The sequence below is a fragment of the Nostoc sp. WHI genome, assembly GCF_015714725.1.
GTDB lineage: Bacteria > Cyanobacteriota > Cyanobacteriia > Cyanobacteriales > Nostocaceae > Nostoc.
Genome location: NZ_WBKM01000003.1, coordinates 1 through 21,475 on the forward strand (window position 1 = coordinate 1; position 21,475 = coordinate 21,475).

Here is a 21,475-nt window from a genome sequence, read left to right on the forward strand (position 1 = left end):
GCCCCCCGCTCCCTGCTCCCTGCTCCCTGTTCCCTGCTCCCTGCTCCCTGCTCCCTCTTCTCCACTCTCTTTTGGTTCCAATTTCTCCATTTGGGTTAGTGTAACTCCTAAACTAGAAGGATGAATAAGATTCATATAGTTAGAGATAATAAGCTATAAAGAAAGATTTCATTTAGTTCTATCCCGCAATCAGCTCAAAATGCAGACACGCAAGCTACTCGACTGGTGGCAAAAATTTACACCAATAGCGCGAATCGGGGCGATCGCGTTATTCATTCCGCTGCTAGTTCTCAATGGTTGGACACTTTCGGTATTTTTTAATTATTTTCATTCTCTCATAGTCATTTTAGTCGGAGCCTCAGTACTAGCATTTTTGCTCAACTACCCCGTGAGTTGGATGGAGCATCGTGGGGCTAGGCGAGAGCAAGTCGCTATCTTAGTGTTTCTTTTGGCTTTATCGATTTTATTGGCATTGGGTGTTACTCTTTTTCCGCTAGCCCTCACCCAAGCTGAACAACTGGTAGCTCGTTTGCCAGAGTTGATTGACTCTGGACGCTCTCAGTTAATGATATTAAACGAAAAAGCTGAGACTTTTGGCTTACCGATTAACCTCGATGCTTTGGTAGTGCAAATCAACGATCGCGTCAAGGGACAATTACAAGGGATAGCTGGACAAGTTTTAAATCTGGCGGTAGTTACAGTCACTAGTCTGCTAGATATCCTCTTGACGATGGTTTTGACTTTCTATCTTTTACAGCATGGCGGTGAACTCTGGCAAAGTTTAGTAGAATGGCTACCCCCTAAATTTCGAGATCCTTTCTCCAAAACAGTCCGCTTGAGTTTCCAAAATTTCTTCATCACCCAGCTGATTTTATCTACCTGTATGGCCTCAGCTCTTATTCCGACATTTTTGTGGCTGAAAGTGCCATTTGGACTGCTATTTGGTCTAACTATTGGGCTGATGGCTCTCGTCCCCTTTGGTGGTTCTGTGGGCATTGCCATGACTACATTATTGGTAGCATTGCAAGATTTTTCAATGGGTGTGAGAGTCCTGATAGCAGCAGTAATTGTCCAGCAAATTCTCGAAAACTTAATTGCCCCCCGAATTTTAGGCAGTTTTACGGGTTTAAATCCAGTTTGGATTTTAATTTCAGTCTTGACAGGGGCAAGAGTTGGCGGACTATTGGGTGTAATTGTGGCAGTACCCACAGCTGTTGTAATTAAGACTGCCTTAAGTGCCCTACGTCCTGGTAGTCAGACAAACGACAGCGCCACTGGGGAAATAACTGCACCCGTTGCTGCAAACGAATCCTTGAAAGCTGACGCGAAAAACACTCTGAGCATTTCTGAAGCGACATTACCCTAGTGAAAGGAGGCAGGGGACAGGGGGCAGGGGGCAGGATGTGTAAAATTATGTAGGAAATATTTACTCCTATTTTGGAGGAAGGTCAACTATTCAAAAGATGAAGTCTTGAATCCCTCCTGCCTCTTGCCTCCTCATTGTGGCTCAATGATCGAACCCATAAATAGAATGCTTCCCGTCTGATTATCCCTAATGGCACAAAAGAAGGGACGATCAACAATCATTCGGAATGGTTCTGGTTCCTGTCTCAAAGATGTTGCTACCATTCCCACTGAAGTAGCCGCAGCCGCTTCAGTACCTTCTTCGTTCACTTCGACAAAAGTTTTATGCTTAACTTGGCTAATGGCAAAATTTTTACCCATGCCGGAAAAATTGGCTTTGTTGCTGAATGCCTCTTCCATGCCTAAAGTTTTTAAGGCATCATTCAGTGTAACGTCGTAATCTGTTTTGAAGCGGGGTAGGCGAATAAACCCTTTTTGTTCGTTGAACTGAGTCATCCATTTATCCCAGTTCTCAACATTCAAGTTTTGATCAAAGGCTTTGAGGCTAGAGTTCTGTTTGGGCAGAAAGATATAAAAACTGACCTTACCATCTTTACCGTAAGGTAAACTAACTGCCTGAAATTGTTCGCTTTCATAGTATCTATAATCACCCTTTTGTGACATCATTGGGTGTTGTTTTTGTTCGCCAGATTTCACGTAAAACGGGTATTCAGCAGTTTGATTTTTGTCAAATTCGTTACTCCAGCTACCTTTAAAATATATGGCATTAATCAGAAACAACACCTTATTTGGTTCAATTGTTTCAACTATTTTAGTGATTTTGCCCTTAGTATTTTCTTTTACCCAGTTATTGATAATACTAGATGCGGCGGCATCTTTAAAGTCTAAATTGCTGACCTTGGCTTGATAGAAATCCTGGGTTTTCTTGAGAAAGTCTGGTGCAAAGCTAACATCTTGATTTGCCCAAAGTGAGTTAGCAATATTCAGTTGCACTTTCGCATCCGAATTGTCTAAAAGCTGATTTAATGCCGCCGCGTAAGAAGAGTTTATTTCTGGTAGATTCATCCCTTGTAATTCCAGGGTTTTTGCCATTGCTTGTTGAGTCGAGCCACTAGCGCCGTTGTAGGTCATAGCTAGAGCGATCGCAATACTCGAAGGTGAGATAAAAATATTCTTCTCAGTATCATTTTTCAGAACTTCTGAAAACAGTTTGAAGCCAAACTTATTGCTAGACTCAACGATTTTTGTATCAGTGTTGACTGTTTTTTTTTGCAATGGAGTTTCTGGCTGAGGTAAACTAGATTGAGCAAGTACACTTTTGTTACTATCGACCTGAGAGCAGCCTAATACACTGAATAGAACAACACTTGCAGCTGCCAGAGCATAACGTCTGCCCAGACTAACACCGTAACGCCTTTGCAGAAAGTTTTCTTTCGCATCACTATATTTTTGCCTATTCATTCTGCCACCTCACTTGCCAAAGATTCTTGATCTGTGCCTCAGTGTTGACGCAAATATTGTGTCAATGACTAACTATTGCACTTGCTGCAATCGAAAAATGGGACTGTTACAGTTTTTGTAACAGCAAGTGAGTAGCTCAGAGGAATTAAACACTAGTTCTTAGGGTTGTGAATTCCTAATTCCTAATTTAAGCGGCTATGTATACGAATTATGAAATGATCGTTGTACACCCCTACGTCAATTGATAGGCACACTCCACCAAGCTAAAGCATAGGGTTGAGTCGCTTCATTTAATTTTTGTCGAAACTGAACGCGCATTTTGTAATTGCCAGTAGTAGTAACGGGGCAGAAAATATGTTCTACACTATCAATTTGGCTGATTGAAGAGCAAACAACACCAGTATCTGAATTTTGAGCATCAGTTTTTACCAGGTAGAGGTCGAGATTATTCAAGCCGCGATCGCGAAAATTCTCGCCCACATCATATTGCTGGTTTTTATTTTTATCGTTGAGTTCCACCAATCGATCCCAACTCAGAGTGACAGCAACAAAACTCCCCTGCTTTAACGGTTTTGCTAACATATAGTCAACAGATGTTCCCACATCGACCGTGCGATAATCCCAACCAAGGGCTGATACCGCAGCTGATGGCTGCCATTGACCACCACTAAATTGCTGATAAGCGCGAAGTACATTCAAATGACCCGCTCCCATTTGAGCGTCTAAAGGAATATTAGGATCTTTGTAAGCATCAGAATCTAGCCAGTTTTGATTTTGTTTATCAATTAGTGTCCGGGTCATTCCCAACTGCAAACCATCGCCACTATCTTGGATTTTGTCTGCTGAATTCAGCAATACAGCTTTCATCACTTGATGGTGCCGAGAATCAATGCTCCACTGAGATTGTTTTGTCCGCATCTGTCGATCAGCAAATTCCTGCAACAAAGCAACAGTAGCCGTAACTTGAGGTGCTGCAAAACTTGTCCCCGTGACCTTTTTCAATTTGCCATCTGGATTGAGCAAAGGAATGTTATTACCAGGAGCAACTAAACTGATGGCGCGACGCCCATCAAGATTAAACTCCTTTCCAGCCAGCCGTCTGCTCACTCCTTGGTTAGCACCTGCCAAATTGGCAACGTCTACTTTATTAAATACTCCTCCTCTGCGGGATGAAAAAGCCACGTTCATTCCGTTAAAATTATCTGTGGGAATGGGAATACCCCCCTTACCCTGGTTGCCAGCGATCGCATACAAAACATCATGAACGCGACTAGACCAGTCAACACATAAAGTTAGCAAAGCATTCCCGTCTAAAGTAGCCTCCGGCCGAGGATCGCGGCTCAACGGTTCACCAAAGCTAAAGTTAATAGCACGAACATCACCACTATTTTGTAGCGCTATGTGCTGGGCCGATAAGCATTCTTCTGGCTGACCCATGTTTTTAGTAGAACCCACAGCAGATGAATACAATCGCGCTCCCGGAGCAACTCCTGGCAAAGCTTTGTCTCGACTCACCATAACGCCAGCAACATTGTAGGCATGGGGGTCAACACCGCTATTTGATTTAGCTGGCCCATTGCGTAAGAATACTGCTGCTACAGATATGGCACGGTTTTTAGACACTGCCTTATCCCACCCAAACATTCCCGGCCGGCCAATTTCCACCTGACCAATAGCAATCTTGCGACCGATTAAATTATAAGGAGCTTGGTGTAGCTTCAAAACGTCAATGCCGTTAGTTCCCAGAACAGATTCTAAAGCTGAAGCAATTACTGGCGCACTCAGACAGGAAGCACTCAATCCCCAAATTATCCAGGTTAGTTTTTTTGTCATTAGTCATTAGTCATTGGTCATTGGTCATTGGTCATTGGTCATTGGTCAAGAGTTATTATTCTCCCCCATCTCCCCCATCTTCCCAAAAGAGCAGGATCAAAGTTATGAGTCTTGCTCAATATTTGGTTACAATGCTTACAGACAAGGACGCTTGAAAACCCACTAGCCATGACCCAAAACTCATCTCAAAAGCCCATTGTAATTTCTCCATCTATCCTATCAGCAGATTTTAGTCGTCTGGGTGACGAAATTCGCGCCGTAGACGCGGCTGGAGCGGATTGGATTCATGTTGATGTCATGGACGGTCGTTTTGTACCTAATATTACGATAGGCCCTCTGATTGTGGAGGCGATTCGTCCGGTTACAACCAAGCCACTGGATGTTCACTTGATGATTGTGGAACCAGAAAAATATGTAGAGGGATTTGCTAAGGCGGGTGCCGATATTATCTCCGTACACTGCGAGCATAATGCTTCCCCACACCTGCACCGCACCTTGGGGCAAATTAAAGAGCTTGGTAAGAAAGCTGGAGTTGTACTTAATCCTGGTAGCCCTCTAGAGCTAATTGAATACGTTCTAGATTTGTGCGATTTAGTACTGATTATGAGCGTAAACCCTGGTTTTGGTGGTCAAAGCTTTATCCCCGGAGTGTTACCCAAAATCCGCAAGCTGCGCCAAATGTGTGATGAACGTGGTCTTGACCCTTGGATTGAAGTAGATGGCGGACTGAAGGCAAATAATACCTGGCAAGTTTTGGAAGCGGGAGCCAATGCAATTGTCGCTGGTTCAGCTGTATTTAACGCTAAGGATTATGCCGAAGCTGTTACAGCAATTCGCAATAGCAAACGTCCTACCCCAGAATTAGCCAAAGTTTAATTCATTTTTGAATTAATCATACTCCACAAAAAGTAGGGTGGGCAAATTGCCTACCCTACTTTTATTTCTACATAAAAAACTGGAAGCTATTCAAGTTTTGAACTTCCAGTAGTTGTTATATAAATTGAAAGTTTAGAAAGCAGAGATAATCCAGGTTGGGAGGACTAGGATTACAATAGTCGAAAGAGAAGCGTATTAGCTTTCAGTTCTACCAGCCAAGATCACATCACAATTTCACCGAAACTTTTCTATTTCCGTTCCTGGTATTGGTGTTAAGCGTTTGCTTTATTGACTAAAGCAACACCAAGCACAAGATAGGAAGTTTTATCAGCATTACTCGCACCGTCTGCAGTCAGTGAAAGCTGTGTAAAATTTGGATTGGGGGAATCCACCTCCCCAAATTCTCTTTGCTCAGACTTCCTCGAAAATAGAACCACCAGTAGTAACGGTTAGATCATCAGTCTTGGTGTAGGAGTTATTTACTCCATGAAATGCTGACTACTTTTGTAATCAGTTGATTTATTTCATAGTCAGAACTAATCATTGATCTTATTTTTTTAAATTAACTTGCTTGCCAATCACCTCTATTTTGGTTGAAATTGTAATTTTTATTAGTTTACCAATCTCATCAGTATATATTTGCCATTTTGGCAGATTTTTGAAAAAAATATCAAACTAATCACTGCTATAGAAAATCTGCCATGCTATAAATTTTAAATTAGCATAGCAGACTCTCAGAGACTCAATCAACTTTAGGGCAGAATCTATTGATTCAAAATACTTTTTAATTGAATCCACAGCATTTCAAGAAAATATCTTGAGTACTTTCTGGTTTTAATTGCGATTTCATTGATGTTCGTTAATTTACTGTGCCAATCTTTGATCTAAACTACCACCACGAATTTCTGTTTTTTGTTTTCCAACTACTTCCAGGTAAGCTCGATCTTTGATTTTGCTTAGGCAGCTTGATGATACATTACTATCAGATATTGAATCATTAGCATGTTTCAGCATTTTTATATTTTCACTTTGCTGTTGATTTGTCCTAGTGGCTTTAGAGTTTTCTTTTAGCAATCGATTGTAGGTACGATATGGAATGTAATGGAGAGGATTATAGCCACCAAATCGCAGCATTAAAACACATGCCCAAGAATATTTTCCAGCAAGAATTGCTTCAACTACTTTGTCAAATTGTTGAGCTTTCACTGTCTTATCTAAGTTACTACTAATGCCAGCAATGTCTTGATTCATCATAGGTTTTAGTTATCTGGGATGAAGTAAACTAGTTTAGTTTCTGCGATTGTTGGTGTTTCAATTGAGGTTTACAATCTGCACTAGCCTTTTTGCAGATGTTTAATCGCTTCCGGGACAATATCAATAATGGGAAGGAAACCGGATCTTTTGTCTTGTTAGATGACTGTTAAAACAAAAGTCTCGGTGTGGCTCTTGGTAGATACAGTTTTGTCCTCTTAGACTTTATAAACTCCTAATTCCATAAATTCCCTCTGCTCAAATGCTTGTATTTCTTATTACTGATAAATTAAGCAATTTCCGGCAAATTAGCAGATTTTTTTATCGCCTGAAGAAATATTTATCTTTGAGCGTTAACAACGCTATTCGCATTTATACTATTTTTTGTCGTTAATGTCATCTGCTAATTGTGCAGAGTTGCAAGTTAAATTTACTGAATAGTTTTCGAGATTTACTTGTGTATTGTGCAACTTTGAATTTTGTCCCATTTTTGCTAATTCATGAGGGGTATTACCCCTCACCCAATATCAATTTAAAAGCTTTATTATTGTCAGATCATTAGAAAATATTACTATTAACTAGGATGTGAAACAACCTCTAAAAATAGTAGCATATATGGCATCAAAAAGATTAGCAGCCATAGATATTGAAAATATTTTTAAAAATCATCAATTAAATAATGTTATTTATTAGTCTTATCTTTCTTTATTTTTAATGGCTACAGCTTTAGCAAATCTAAATAAATTCACCATAAATTTATGTGATGGTGAATTTATCATAAGCATCAGCTAGAAATTACAGATAGTGAATTGTAATAATCACTTTTTATGGGAAATATATATACAGTTTTGACTATATAAGTAAAGCATCCGTGACAGGATGCTTTTACAAACAACTCTTACCATTACTGAAATTTTCCTTCGCTTCCGGAAACACTCGGAAAATAAAATCACAAATGCAGACTCTGCTTTCTCAAGCAAAGACCTACCGCAATAGGGTTCGGTTAAGGCAAGAGACGCGATAAATCGCCGTCTCTAAGAAAGATTGATTATTGTAGAGAAGGGGAGACACCAAGGCCGATAGCGAGTTTGCGTTCGCGTAGCGTCTCGTAGAGAGCGTCAGGGGGTTGTTTCCCCTATGAGTAACTGGCGTTCCAGAGTTAAGAGTCCAAAAAAACTAGACTCTTGACCTCCATAACAGAAATTATTTTTTTTGATAGCTTTCATTATAATTCCTTTACAGAAGGCAATGTTAAGCTTGATTGAAACTTAAAAAAATCGGTTAATAAGTATAATTAAAATTATTAAAAAATCATAATTCTGCCTTCAATAAAGACTTTGAGTTGTTGTTTATAAGTCTAGTGATGTCACGCTAGTCAAGATAAATACTTTCACAGATAATCTTTGTAACAGGATAAATTCAGACTAGTGCTATTTGCATATTTAAGGAAGATGATGCAAAAATTCGATTTTTCTTTAATTCATAAACTAATAGAACTTCAAGTTGAGCATGACCCTAATGCTGTAGCTGTGATTTTTAAAAATGAGCAGTTAAGCTACCAAGAACTTAACCAAAAAGCGAACCAAGTAGCACACTACTTGAAGAAGCTAGAAGTTAAACCAGAAGTTTTGGTTGGGGTGTGTGTAGAGCGATCGCTAAACATGGTTATTGCACTGCTAGGCATTCTGAAAGCGGGTGGTGCCTATGTTCCGCTTGATCCTAGCTATCCCAAAGAGCGTTTAGGATTCGTGATCGAAGATACTCAACTTCCTATCTTATTAACGCAACAGCATTTATTAGAATCGATTCCTCAACACCAAGCATATACAGTCTGTATAGATAGTGATTGGCAAAACATTGCACAACAGTCTGTGGATAACCCAGTCTGTGAAGTCCAACCTGACAATCTTGCCTATGTGATTTACACATCGGGTTCTACAGGTAAACCTAAAGGCGTAGCAATCGAGCATCGCAATACAGTTGCCCTAATTGACTGGGCAAGAAAATTTTTTACTCCTGAACAATTAAAGGGAGTATTAGGCTCCACATCAATTTGCTTCGATCTCTCCGTCTTTGAATTGTTCGTCACCCTCTGCTGTGGTGGTAAGGTGATTCTCGCTCAAGATGCTTTGGAGTTACCTAGTTTGCCAGCAGCATCAGAAGTAACTTTGATCAATACTGTACCTTCAGCGATCGCAGCACTGCTCCGTATCAAAGGTATTCCTCCCTCAGTTAACACCATTAACTTGGCGGGCGAGCCGTTGCAAAATACTCTAGTACAGCAATTGTATCAACTAGACCATATTCAACAAGTTTTCAATCTCTACGGTCCTACAGAGGATACAACCTATTCCACGGTAACTTTGATACAAAAAGGATCAACCGAGATTCCATCGATTGGTCGTCCTCTACCGAACACAGAAATTCATTTGTTAGAAGTACAAGAACGCAGGAACAATGATCAGCTCAGACCTGTTCTGATGGGCGTAGAAGGAGAAGTGTACATCAGTGGATCTGGTCTAGCTCGAGGTTATCTTAACTGCCCAGAGCTAACATCTGAGAAGTTTATTCTTCATTCCTTAAATCCAGAAACAGAATCACGGCTCTACAAGACCGGAGATATAGCTGTCTATTTGCCTGATGGTAACCTCAAATTCCTTGGTCGAATTGACCACCAAATCAAAATTCGTGGTTTCCGGGTGGAATTGGGGGAGGTGGAAGCAGCTCTCAACCAATATCCAGAGATAAGAGAGGCTGTGGTTATTCCTAGAGAAGATGAGTTTGGAGATAAACGCCTAGTCGCATATGTTGTTCCAAAAACTCACAGTGATTTGGAGCCATTAAAGTCAATGAATCAGTTTTATATTAAACAACTTCAGGAATGGAGAAATGTATGGAATGCTACTTATAGTCACCCTTATGAAGATTGCGATCCAACTTTCAATTTCATTAGCTGGAATGACAGTTTTACAGGTATACCCATACCAGTTGATGAGATGCATGAATATGTGAATTCCACAGTTAAGCAAATTCTCTCCTTAAACCCTCAGCGAGTATTAGAGATTGGATGTGGTAATGGACTTCTCCTATTTGGTATTGCCCCTCACTGTAGTCACTACTTCGGTATGGATATCTCTAAAGAAGCTATCTACTATATTGAGCAGCAATTGAGCAAAAGCAAGCAACATTGGTCACATGTAACGGTATCTGAGGGTGCAGCCCATGAACTTGAAGGATTAGAACCCGCCAGCTTTGATACTGTAATCATCAACTCCGTGATTCAATACTTTCCCAGTGTGGATTATCTGTTGCAGGTTATTGAGAAGATTGTCAAATTGATCAAACCGGGAGGGCAGATTTTCATTGGTGACGTTCGTAGTTTACCGTTACTAGAAACTTTTCATACCGCAGTTCAACTCAGCCAAGCTACTTCTTCTGTTTCCAGTCATCAACTCCAACAAATGATCCGGGAACGAATTTTCCGCGACAGAGAACTAGTGCTTGCTCCAGACTTCTTTCCTGCTTTGAAGCAGAGAATTCCCAGTATTAGTCATGTTCAAACCTTACTTAAGCGAGGTCACTCTCAAAACGAACTTATTAGGTTTCGCTCTGATGTCATTCTTCATGTTGAGACAGATGTCTATCCAGATGCAGAGCCTTTATGTTGGGATTGGCAACAACAGGATATATCAATACCACAAATCTGCAAATTTCTTCAAGAGAAACAACCAAAAACTCTCAAGATTATCAATGTGCCTAATGCCCGGGTTTTCCTAGATGTGAAGGCAGTGGAACTGTTAGCAAGTGCCAATCAACCGGCAACTGTAGGACAGCTAAGGGAAGCCCTCTGGCAAATCCATGAACAAGCCAGAGCACATCCAGAAGAATTTTGGAATATAAGTCAATATCTACCCTATGACTCCCATATAACTTGGTCTAAGTTAAACACTCCAGGTACTTATGACGTTGTGCTGCAAAGCCAGTCGAAAGCAACAGACCAAAGGGCTATTCTTGTCCTGGCAGAGCAACCACTGGCAGAGCAACCATTAGAGTTAAAACCATTGAGTGCTTATGCCAATAATCCTCTTCAAATATATGAGAAAAGCAATTTGGTTCCCCAACTACGTACTTACCTGAAGGAAAAACTACCTGACTACATGGTTCCTTCGGCATTTGTAGTGATGGAAACCCTACCCCTAACGCCAAATGGGAAGATTGATCGGCGATCGCTACCTGAACCTAAACAAGAGCGGCCAATATTAACAAAGGCATACGTCGCGGCTTCTACTGTACTAGAACAGCAGCTTGCTGAAATTTGGTCTCAGATTTTAGGAATAGAACAAGTTGGCATTTACGATAACTTTTTTGAACTGGGAGGACATTCTCTGCTAACAGCTCATATGCTTGCTCAAGTAGAAGAGATTATTCAAATAAAAGTATCTTTATCTTACCTTCTTAGAGAGCCGACGATAGCTGGATTAATCAAAGCAATTAATGCTACCCAGAACTTTAATTCTGCTGTTCATCTTGAAGAAGAAACTCAGATATGTCTACATACAGAAGCCATCTTAGATCCAACAATTTATCCTGAGCTACCCTTTATTGAATCAAAAACTGAACCAGAACAAATATTCTTGACTGGGGCAACAGGTTTTTTAGGTGCTTTTTTACTGCATGAGCTTCTGCAACAAACTCAGGCAAATATTTATTGCCTAGTTCGTGCCTCTAATCTTGAACAGGGTCGGCAGAAAATTCAAGCTAATTTAGAGCGTTACATGCTTGGAAGTGGCAAGTTAAGCTCTAGAATAATTCCTATCTTAGGAGATTTATCACAACCTTTATTGGGACTAACTGTTGAAAAGTTTCGAGAGTTAGCTAACAAACTCGATCTAATTTATCATGCTGGAGCATTCGTAAATCTGGTTTATCCGTACAATATATTGCGAGCTACCAATGTGTTAGGAACCCAAGAAATTATTAGGTTAGCTAGTCAGGGAAAAGTCACTCCTGTTCACTTCATCTCAACTATTGATGTACTGAATCCTCTGAGTTTTCATGAAAGAAATATGATTAGAGAAGATGAACACCTTGATAATCCTTACGAGCTTAAACAAGGTTATACCCAAACTAAATGGGTTGCTGAAAAGCTAGTAATTGCTGCTCAATCTAGGGGAATTCCTACATGTATTTACAGGCCAGGAATGATTTCTGGTCATAGTCAAACAGGTGTTTCTCAAGCTAACGACTTGATAAGCAGAATCATCAAAGGCATGATTCAGATGGGATCTGCACCTAATTTGGAACAATGGATCAATTTGACTCCGATAGACTTTGCTAGTAAAGCTATTTTATATTTATCAAGACAGAAAGAATCTACAGGCAAAGTGTTTCATATTGTTAACCCTAACCCATTACTTTGGAACAAGCTTGTTACAAATATCCGAAGTTTCGGCTACCATATTCGACTTTTACCATATGAGAAATGGCAAGCTGAGTTGCTAAAGTTAGATATCTCCCAAGAGAATGCTTTGGAACCAATTATATCGCTGTTTACCGAAAATATTTTTAATGCCAAAATGACCTATCTAGAAATTTTCTTAAAGACCTCTAAAGCATTTGACTGCCAACATACGTTGAATATGCTTGCAGGGACTTCTATTATCTGTCTACCCGTCAATAGCAAGATGCTACATACTTACTTTTCCTATCTTACTCACAATGGTTTTATTAAACCTCCTAAAGACAATACTGAAGCCAGTAAAGTTATTTACAAAGAACAAATGCAGACAGTTGCGAAATAGGACAATATGATTAAAAAATTACCCTGTTAAAACATCCTCTAAGGCAAAATTACCCTGTAGAAGTAAATCATCAGATAGAACTTGTAATTAGCTTGAAACGAATGTAAATTCAACTTGGTAACCGTTGCTTATTAACTGGAGTTTAGACTAAATTCTTTTTTTAAGGCTACAACCCTTGTGTAGCAAGCATTTTAAACTTCCGAATCAAAACAAGGCTATAAATCATGAAAGCCTTTCTGGATAAGGATTTGGCGGTTTTCTGGATAAAATTAGTCTAAACTCCAATTATTAATTTTTCCTCAACTGTTATTCCTTCAATCTAATAGGGAATTATTAACTATGAATCATAATTGATCCCAGCAAGGTGACATCAAACAGTTGAGTAAGGTAAAACTCTTTAAGACTATGCAAAGCCACCTACGTAAGTCCATCGGATCGAGATTATTCTTCTATGTATTAAGTGGCGCTTTGGTGGGATTAGGCAGTATGTCCTATTTCTTCTATAAAGCGCTGGAATACCGGGCACAAAAAGAAATAGAAGCTAATCTCAGCACGCAAGTCAGATCAATTGAAGGAAAACTAGGTAGAGCGGAACAATCCATGCTGAGTCTGGTTGCTGGAGCTAAAACCTTAAACGATATCGGAGTGAAAGATCCAGACATCTACAAACAAATAGTTTTTGAAATCCTTCAGAAACGCTCATCTCTAACGATGGGGGCTGGTTTTGGTCAGGTAGCTTACAAAATTCTCCAAGATCGGAAGTTTTATTGGCCTTATATATATATAGATCAAAAGATACCTGGTCAGGTGGGTAAACCTTTACCATTTCCCCATCACGGCTATCTGCTTACAGATATTTGTGAGCTTGAGGCTACATGCTTTGAGAAAGACTATTATACATTACCTATCGCGGCGGGAAAAGAAGTCTGGTTAGAGCCATATAACTGGTTTGGAATTACTATGACAACTAGTACATCTCCCGTATTCAATAACCGTGATGAACTCATTGGTGTCGTAGGATTAGATATCAACGTTACGGCACTCACAGAGGAAATCAAAAAACCTGTAACCTGGGGAGGAGGTTATTTTGCAATTGTCAGTCAAAAAGGTAATTTGCTTGCATATCCACCAGAACCAGAAAAAGCTAAGTCATTGGCAACCTATAAGCAAATACCAGAGTTAAGGGATGTATGGCAGCAGATTGAAGCCGATGATGACGGTTTTATCCAGGCAAAGGGTAAATACTGGGTATTTCAAAGAGTCAAAGGTACCAACTGGTTGATGCTAGCAATAGTACCCCAGTCGGTCGTGTTAGTCCCAGTATTATCTATTGCAGTTGGTGGTGCTTTAGGTGCTGGTATGGTACTAGCATTAGTCGTCACTTTGTTTATCCGTCAACTCAATAACCGCTTGCAACCCATTCTTGGAGAGTGCCATAAGTTAGCAGAAGCTGATGCCCAAAGGACACTTCGTTTGGGTCAAAATAGTAGAGTGGTTGCTAATAGCTACAAGACCCAAAAGTTTGAGTTGCAGGATGCTGATGAAATAGAAATTTTGGCACAGTCTTTTAATCAAATGGCAGCCCAATTAAAGGAGTCATTCGAGGACTTAGAACTGCGAGTGGAGGAACGCACAGTTGAACTTAAGGCAGCCAAAGAAGTTGCTGATAGTGCCAACATAGCCAAGAGCGAATTCCTTGCCAACATGAGCCATGAATTACGCACGCCCCTCAACGGTATCTTAGGCTATGCCCAAATCCTTCAAGGCTCAAAAAATCTCAGTGATAAACAACAAAAAGGTATCAGCGTTATTAGCCAATGTGGCTCACATCTATTGACTTTAATTAATGATATCCTTGATATTTCTAAAATCGAAGCTCAGAAAATAGAACTGTATCCGACAAATTTTTATTTTCCTTCCTTTCTTCAAGGCGTTGCTGAAATTTGTCGCATTAAAGCTGAGGAAAAAAATATTGAATTTGTGTATGAAGCTAATGAGCATTTGCCTCTAGGTATTCAGGCTGATGAAAAAAGGTTGCGGCAAATTTTAATTAACTTATTGGGTAATGCTATCAAGTTTACTGACAAAGGTTTAGTTAAATTTGTAGTTAAAGTAGAAAAGGTAAGAAGTAGCGAGAAGGGAGAGCCATCAATTTATCGAATTCGTTTCCAAGTTGAAGATACTGGTGTAGGTATGTCCAATGAGGAATTAGAAAAAATATTTTTACCATTTGAGCAGGTTGGTGATATTAAAAAGCAATCAGAAGGAACAGGATTAGGGTTAACCATCAGTCAGAAAATTGTTGCCCTGATGGATAGCACTTTAAAAGTGCAAAGCCAATTGGATAAAGGCAGTATTTTTTGGTTTGATGTAGAGTTATCTGAAGCAGTAGATTGGTTAGAAAAGTCTATTGCTTTTTCACAAGGAACTATCCTTGGTTTCCAGGGTAAAAAACGAAAAATCTTAATAGTAGATGACCGATGGGAAAATCGTTCAGTAGTGATTAATTTGTTGGAACCTCTTGGATTTGAAGTTCTAGAATGCGCTGACGGTCAAGAAGCTTTGGCAAAAGCTGGTGATTGTATACCTGATCTAATTATTACCGATATCTCTATGCCTGTGATGGATGGATTTGAATTGATACAACATTTGCGAAATTCTCCTGATTTAAAATATATGAAAATTATTGTTTCATCAGCAAGTGTATATAAGACTGACATCCAGAAAAGTTTAGATGCAGGTGGTGATGACTTTCTTGCCAAGCCTGTGGAAGCAGTTGAGTTGCTAGCAAAGCTTCAAAAGTACCTAAACCTGGAATGGATTTATGATCAAAACTCTGAAGATAAAAATCTAAATGTCTATGCTTTAGAAATCGGACAACAAAAACAAAATTATTTATTGAGTACAAAAAAAATAGAGCCGCCGCCGCCGGAAGCTCTGTCTAAGTTATATCAACTTGCTTTAAAAGGGCGGATTAAAACGTTACAACAAGAGTTAAAAGAACTAACAAAAGATAATCAGGAATTAGCCCCATTTGCTGAAAAGATTTTTCAGTTAGCTCAAAACTTTCAAGTCGAAAAAATTCAAAACTTTATTCGAGACTTTATCAAAACAAACTGACTCTAAAATTTCATTAGTTAGATTTGGCTTTTTAAATCACATTAATTACTTGACAGGAATTTATGACACATCTATTCAATTCAAATGTAATTTTAATTGTCGATGATATTCCCACTAACTTAGAAGTGCTTTCAGAAGCTCTAACAGATACTGGATTTGACGTTGCAGTGGCAACTAGCGGAGAAAGTGCCATCAGACAAATTGAATACGATTCACCAGCATTGATTTTGTTAGATATAATGATGCCAGGAATTGATGGATTTGAAACGTGCCGTCGATTAAAGGCCAATCCTAACACTAAAGATATACCAATCATTTTTATGACTGCTCTTAGTGACTCTGTAGATAAAGTCAAAGGGCTGTTGCTAGGTGCTGTAGACTATATCACCAAGCCGTTTCAACAAGCAGAAGTATTAGCGCGTGTTCAAGTTCATATGCAACTACGAAATGTAAGCACAGCACTGGAGGAGCAAAATGTGCATCTGAAACAAGAAATTGAGGAACGTATTGCAGCAGAAGCTGCCTTGCAGCAGTTAACTCAGGATTTAGAGCACCGGGTAGAAGAAAGGACTAAAGAACTTTCACAAGCTCTCCACAATTTACAAGAAGCTCAAGTTAAGCTTGTGCAGTCGGAAAAATTAGCTACTTTAGGCCAGTTAGTAGCTGGTGTTGCTCACGAAATTAATAATCCAATTAATTTTATCTATGCCAATATTCAGCATGCTAATCACTATATCCATAATTTATTAGAACTAATACAGCTTTATCTCGTTCAGTATCCTCATCCCACTACCGATATTCAGGAAAAAATCCAAGAAATTGACTTGGAGTTTTTAGTTGAAGATTTACCAAACCTTTTTTCTTCAATGCAAATCGGCGCTGAAAGAATTAGTGAAATCGTCAAGTCTTTCCGGACTTTTTCCCGCCATGATGAAGCCGAGATTAAAGCAGTAGATATCCATGAAGGTATTGATAGTACATTGATGATTCTCCAATATCGCCTGAATCAAAAATCGCCGCATCCGGCTATTCATGTCATTAAAAAATATGAAAATTTACCTATAATTGAATGTTATCCAGGAAAAATGAACCAAGTGTTTATGAACATCCTCAGTAATGCAATTGATGCTTTGGAGGAGGTTATAGACACTTATAACTCTTTGATTACCCCGACTATTTGGATTTACACACATGTTGTAGAAGCAAAACATATTAAAATTAGAATTATTGATAATGGGCCTGGAATATTACAGGAGATTCAAAAACAGTTATTTGATCCTTTTTTCACAACTAAACGTGCTGGTAAAGGTACAGGTTTAGGATTATCAATTAGCTACCAAATTGTCACTGAACAACACGGTGGTTCATTGTCCTGTATCTCTAATCCAGGTAAGGGAACAGAGTTTGTAATTGAAATTCCACTTGGGCAATCAGCATTGTCTCATTATCAATTGCAGCCATCTCCGAACTTACTTGAACCCTTAACACAGAGTCAACTACTTTCTGTTTCAGGAAATATATAAAAGACTAGACACTAGATGTCTATTGATGCGATCGCACAGCAGTTAAAGCATCGGCGTTGCTAAATCAGGATATAATAATCTCACGCACAGAGAAGTTTGGGTGGCATTTACTTTCTTTTAACACAGATGAAAAGAAGGGAAAACGCGGAAAGTTTCCTCGTGTTCCCAAGTTTTATGACAGTTAATCAATAGACCTCTTGCATAAATAATTTTTTGTCTCACGCAAAGGCGCAAAGGCGCAAAGAAGAAAGCGAAAAGAAGGACTTTTGCAAGAGGTCTAATTAATAACTAAGTAAATTCCCCAAATCGCCATTGCCCGTAGGTAAGTGCTAGCGCGGAAAGTACCAACTGCGGTGATAGCTTCAGGCGTGCGAAATTGTAAACCATTGTTGTAAATTTGCTGTACGACAGCTTGCGTCAACTTAAATGCTTCATCCTTCATTCCCATCTGCACAAGAAAAGCCGCCAGCCCAAAGTTTATCCCCGTCCAGACTTCCAGAGGATGAGTAGCTTGCGGATTTTCTGGTGAACCGTCAGGACAAACACCATTAGCTGCACCAAACTGGCCATTGCAGAATTTCAAAAAGCACGCATCATAAACAGTTTTCAGGGCAGAGAGGGCGCGATCGCTCGGTACAATATCAGGTAAGTCCAGCAATCTAGCATAGAACTGTCCGCACAATTGATCTGCCATCACCACATCGGAACCACTTTCACTATCAAGTTTGTAATATTGCCCATTCCAGAGTTTTTCGTCATAAATGGGGCGAGATTGTTCTAACCAAGCTTCATAGATGGATTTTTGTAACGCCAACTGTGCTACGTTACCTCGGCTGTGCGTTAATAAAACATCGCTGATGGCGATCGCAGCTTGTAGCGCCGTTAACCACAACCCCCCACAATAGGCGCTGACACCCTGTAACCGCCAATCATCAAAGGTTTGGTCAGGCGCACCAGAATTTTCAGGAATCCCATCACCATCAAGGTCAAAAGTTTTTAGGTAGTCGAGGGTTTGGACAACTGCATTCCAACAGTGTGCGAGGAATTCTACATCGTCAGCACCCGTGAGCAGAAAATCGCGGTATACTTGCAAGACAAAATCACTACCTAAATCCTTCCACAAATTGCAGTCTTGATAGCTGGTATAGTTGGTTTTCTCCCAGACGTGTTCATTCGGTGCGCCTAAATCGTGGGGTGTTGCACCTACGACTTTCCGAACAGCGATGGGACTTTCTGCTTTAATTGTCATGTAATAGCCAATTATCCGGGGAGTATCATCACCTTGAGGAATTGCCCTTGCAAATGCCCGGATCACCGACTTTTCCAATTCTGGAAACAGCATCAGCAGAGCAAAAGAGCCATACAGCCGCACATCTAAACTTTCATACCAACGATAATCTAGGCACTCTAGCACGGCAAACTGACCGATGGGGTCAAGTTCTGATGCTGCACTCCAGAGAGTACCGCCACTGGTGAGGTCGTAAAGCTCATTAAATAGAGCCATTTTAAACCAGTTGGGTAAATCTTCCCGGTCGAGAATGGGTTGTTGCCAACTTTGAATTTGCGATCGCCAAGTTTGGTATTCTTGTAGCGCAGTGGATGCGATCGCCCAAGCATTATCACCACTTTTACCAAAAAAGTCTGTATATCTGCGGTAATAGTTAACTCCAGCAGCAAATTCTGTGATGGGGAGATCCCAAGCGAGGACAAAGGGGATTTCGAGAGTTTCGCTTGGTTGGAGAGTAAAACGAAGTGCGATCGCAGCCCCCAATTGTATATTCTCTGTTGCTGGAGTGGCATCAAGATAATTAGGCAAAGAACCATCTTTAGCAAAGCTTTCCCATATTTCCTCACCGGTTCCTTCAGGATTCCAGCCAGTATGATGAAATATTTCCACCTGGGGATGCTTCAGCGTCGCAATACACCATGTTCCGTCCCCTTCCCTTAAAGGTTCATCACTACCAACTCGGCCTAAAATACAACCAAACTGTTGTGTATTTTCAACTATTTGGTTATGGTTGCCTTGACTTTCGCGCCAGCGCGGTTGGTATTCGTAAACAGGACTACCATCATCGCGCACTTGCACTTGGGAAGATTTGAGGGTGTTAGTAAACCAGCCCACCATATTTTGCCAAGTGAGCATGATACTGAGAGTAATAGGTGCATCTGTTGGGTTGTGGGCACTCCAGAGGAATATTGCCACAGGGTAGCTAGTTTCCTGGTAATTACCTGCCCAAATTGGAGAAAACTGCTCACAGGTCAACTGTGCTTGAAATATGTTTTCATACACAAACCAGCTACGTGGATAGAGCGCGTGATAATTGCCTGTCCCCTCAATGCCGGAAAGTGTCGGATACCATTGCCAAGCTTTGAGGGTAGCATCTTCTGGCACTTGGGTAGATAAAGCGTAGGCTTGGGAAGATGTACCATTGGATTCAAACACACTGAATTGACAAGCGGGAACGTTTTTGAAGGTATGCTCACCGCCGTCGATGTGCCACAGGTTAAAGTCTCCCCGTGAAGAACGACCGATGCAACCTGCACCAAAGCCACCTAAAGGCATACCATGCCAAGGGCCATCATCGATATTGCTAGCGTAGCGGACGGTATAAGGTTTGTCCCAGCCTAAACCGATGGGACGGCTCCAAGTGCAAGAGGGAATTTCTGGGGAGAGTTGATTTATCATCACCTGATGTTACAACGTGCAGTTACGTCAATGAAGACTAGCGCGATGTGTGAATTTTCTCAAGTAAAACGCGTCAATGAAGACTAGCGCGATGTGTGAATTTTCTCAAGTAAAACGCGGTACTGGCAGGTTAATGAGAAGTAATTTAAACATATCTTTAGCGCCTCTAGATTCTTATTCAATAGGACTTACGCAAAGCTACACACGGTAGGGGCAATTCATGAATTGCCCCTACCATAAAATAAGGGTTTCGACTATTGTTTGCGTAAGTCCTATTCAAGAGGGGTTTTTGATTCATAACACTGTTACATAAAGTTTACAAATATTCAAAAAATACTTCCGGCACTAATCTTAATTCTCCAGATTTGAATCGAGAAATATCTATCCATAATGCTTTATGTTGATGACTTTCTGATTCTGAAAATACTAAACTTTCTAGTTGATAAAACTTGGAATCAGCAAAACCACATTGATAAAGCTGAATAATTTCGTGACCCTGCCTACCACTAAAGGTAAATAGATTTTCTATACAACCTAAATAGCGAATATTCGTTAAGTCTGCCTGAATTTCTTCTTGGAATTCTCTTTGTAGGGCGTCGCGGCTGGTTTCACCAAAATCAACACCACCACCCAAAGCGCGATAAAATGTTTCTTGCTTTACAGGATCGTAGCCTTCAGAAACAAATATGCGTTCGCCATCTCGAATCAGCCCCAAGGCTAATATCCGAATTTCACCTGCTTTATTCATTGTTGTAATTAATTATCGTAAATAGACTCAGGGCGACTTTCACTATTTTCAATAGACCAATCTGAATTTTCACCGCCGATGCACAATTCTTCAATGTTTACATATTCTTCAGAAAGCTGTGTGAGGGCGTTGATTAAAATATCCAGGGCGATCGCATCACTAGTTCCTAAGTCCAACCAACAACGTGCCCACTGACCTTCATACTCAAACTCGCCCATGTTGTGCATCAGTGCTAGCAAGCTTTTGTCATACCCTTTTTCATCATAATACATGTAGTTGATATCCAGTCCAGTGTCCTGCACTTGGAGATTTTCTGCATTAAATGCACCCAATTTACCCAGATAAAACCAGGAATTGAAAACTTCTTCTACATACTGCTTTTCACGCTCAGAAGGATTTGTGCTGAACTTTAGCCAAATCCATACATCAAAAGGATTAATCTCACGAAACTGAATTTGCATTTGGGTTACATATCTCAATTACTCTGATGAAAATAAGCATATCAAAGTAGGGAATGGGGAATGGGGAATGGGGAATGGGGAATGGGGAATGGGGAATGGGGAATGGGGAATGGGGAATGGGGAATGGGGAATGGGGAATGGGGAATGGGGAATGGGGAATGGGGAATGGGGAATGGGGAATGGGGAATGGGGAATGGGGAATGGGGAATGGGGAATGGGGAATGGGGAATGGGGAATGGGGAATGGGGAATGGGGAATGGGGAATGGGGAATGGGGAATGGGGAATGGGGAATGGGGAATGGGGAATGGGGAATGGGGAATGGGGAATGGGGAATGGGGAATGGGGAATG

General features: G+C 40.4%; 11 protein-coding genes and 1 pseudogene. 6 read left to right on the top strand and 6 right to left on the bottom strand.

The features are described from left to right. The first annotated feature begins 199 nt into the window (after window positions 1–199). Entirely contained in the window at window positions 200–1,366 is a 1,167-nt protein-coding gene (locus F8S12_RS00130; protein WP_196514208.1) for an AI-2E family transporter, read from the top strand. Between the two features lie 131 nt (window positions 1,367–1,497). On the opposite strand, the gene F8S12_RS00135 is transcribed toward F8S12_RS00130, so the two are convergent. Beyond that, a complete protein-coding gene (locus F8S12_RS00135; RefSeq protein WP_196514209.1) occupies window positions 1,498–2,826 on the bottom strand; it encodes a serpin family protein in 1,329 nt (442 codons plus the stop codon). 237 nt (window positions 2,827–3,063) lie between these two features. Continuing rightward, entirely contained in the window at window positions 3,064–4,659 is a 1,596-nt protein-coding gene (locus F8S12_RS00140) for a S8 family serine peptidase (RefSeq protein ID WP_196514210.1), read from the bottom strand. A gap of 168 nt (window positions 4,660–4,827) precedes the next feature. Between F8S12_RS00140 and rpe the strand changes: the two genes are divergently transcribed. Further along, window positions 4,828–5,535, top strand: a complete 708-nt coding sequence (rpe, locus tag F8S12_RS00145; RefSeq protein WP_196514211.1) for a ribulose-phosphate 3-epimerase — start codon at window positions 4,828–4,830, stop codon at window positions 5,533–5,535. A 784-nt stretch (window positions 5,536–6,319) separates the two neighbouring features. Here rpe and F8S12_RS00150 read toward each other — a convergent pair. Continuing rightward, window positions 6,320–6,786 (bottom strand): annotated as a pseudogene (locus tag F8S12_RS00150) (HetP family heterocyst commitment protein). A 1,451-nt stretch (window positions 6,787–8,237) separates the two neighbouring features. On the opposite strand from F8S12_RS00150, the gene F8S12_RS00155 reads away from it, so the two are divergent. From F8S12_RS00155 to F8S12_RS00165, 3 genes are all read left to right on the top strand, one after another. Continuing rightward, window positions 8,238–12,587: an amino acid adenylation domain-containing protein gene (locus tag F8S12_RS00155; protein WP_196514212.1), complete on the top strand. Its 4,350-nt coding sequence runs from the start codon at window positions 8,238–8,240 to the stop codon at window positions 12,585–12,587. Between the two features lie 486 nt (window positions 12,588–13,073). Beyond that, entirely contained in the window at window positions 13,074–15,707 is a 2,634-nt protein-coding gene (locus tag F8S12_RS00160; protein ID WP_196514213.1) for a hybrid sensor histidine kinase/response regulator, read from the top strand. Between the two features lie 62 nt (window positions 15,708–15,769). Continuing rightward, window positions 15,770–17,230 (top strand): hybrid sensor histidine kinase/response regulator, encoded by a 1,461-nt coding sequence (locus tag F8S12_RS00165; RefSeq protein WP_196514214.1) that lies wholly within the window; start codon window positions 15,770–15,772, stop codon window positions 17,228–17,230. Between the two features lie 277 nt (window positions 17,231–17,507). On the opposite strand, the gene F8S12_RS00170 is transcribed toward F8S12_RS00165, so the two are convergent. The 3 genes from F8S12_RS00170 to F8S12_RS00180 form a co-directional block, all read right to left on the bottom strand. Next, window positions 17,508–19,916 (bottom strand): GH116 family glycosyl hydrolase, encoded by a 2,409-nt coding sequence (locus F8S12_RS00170; protein WP_196514215.1) that lies wholly within the window; start codon window positions 19,914–19,916, stop codon window positions 17,508–17,510. Window positions 19,917–20,232: 316 nt separating this feature from the next. Next, on the bottom strand, window positions 20,233–20,664 hold the full coding sequence (locus F8S12_RS00175) for an NUDIX hydrolase (protein ID WP_196514216.1): 432 nt from the start codon (window positions 20,662–20,664) through the stop codon (window positions 20,233–20,235). 8 nt (window positions 20,665–20,672) lie between these two features. Next, complete coding sequence (locus F8S12_RS00180; protein WP_196514217.1) at window positions 20,673–21,125, bottom strand: DUF3531 family protein; 453 nt, start codon at window positions 21,123–21,125, stop codon at window positions 20,673–20,675. A 53-nt stretch (window positions 21,126–21,178) separates the two neighbouring features. Here F8S12_RS00180 and F8S12_RS00185 point away from each other — a divergent pair. Beyond that, window positions 21,179–21,475, top strand: a 297-nt coding sequence (locus F8S12_RS00185; RefSeq protein ID WP_230967695.1) for a hypothetical protein, incomplete at its 3' end; no start/stop codon positions are given.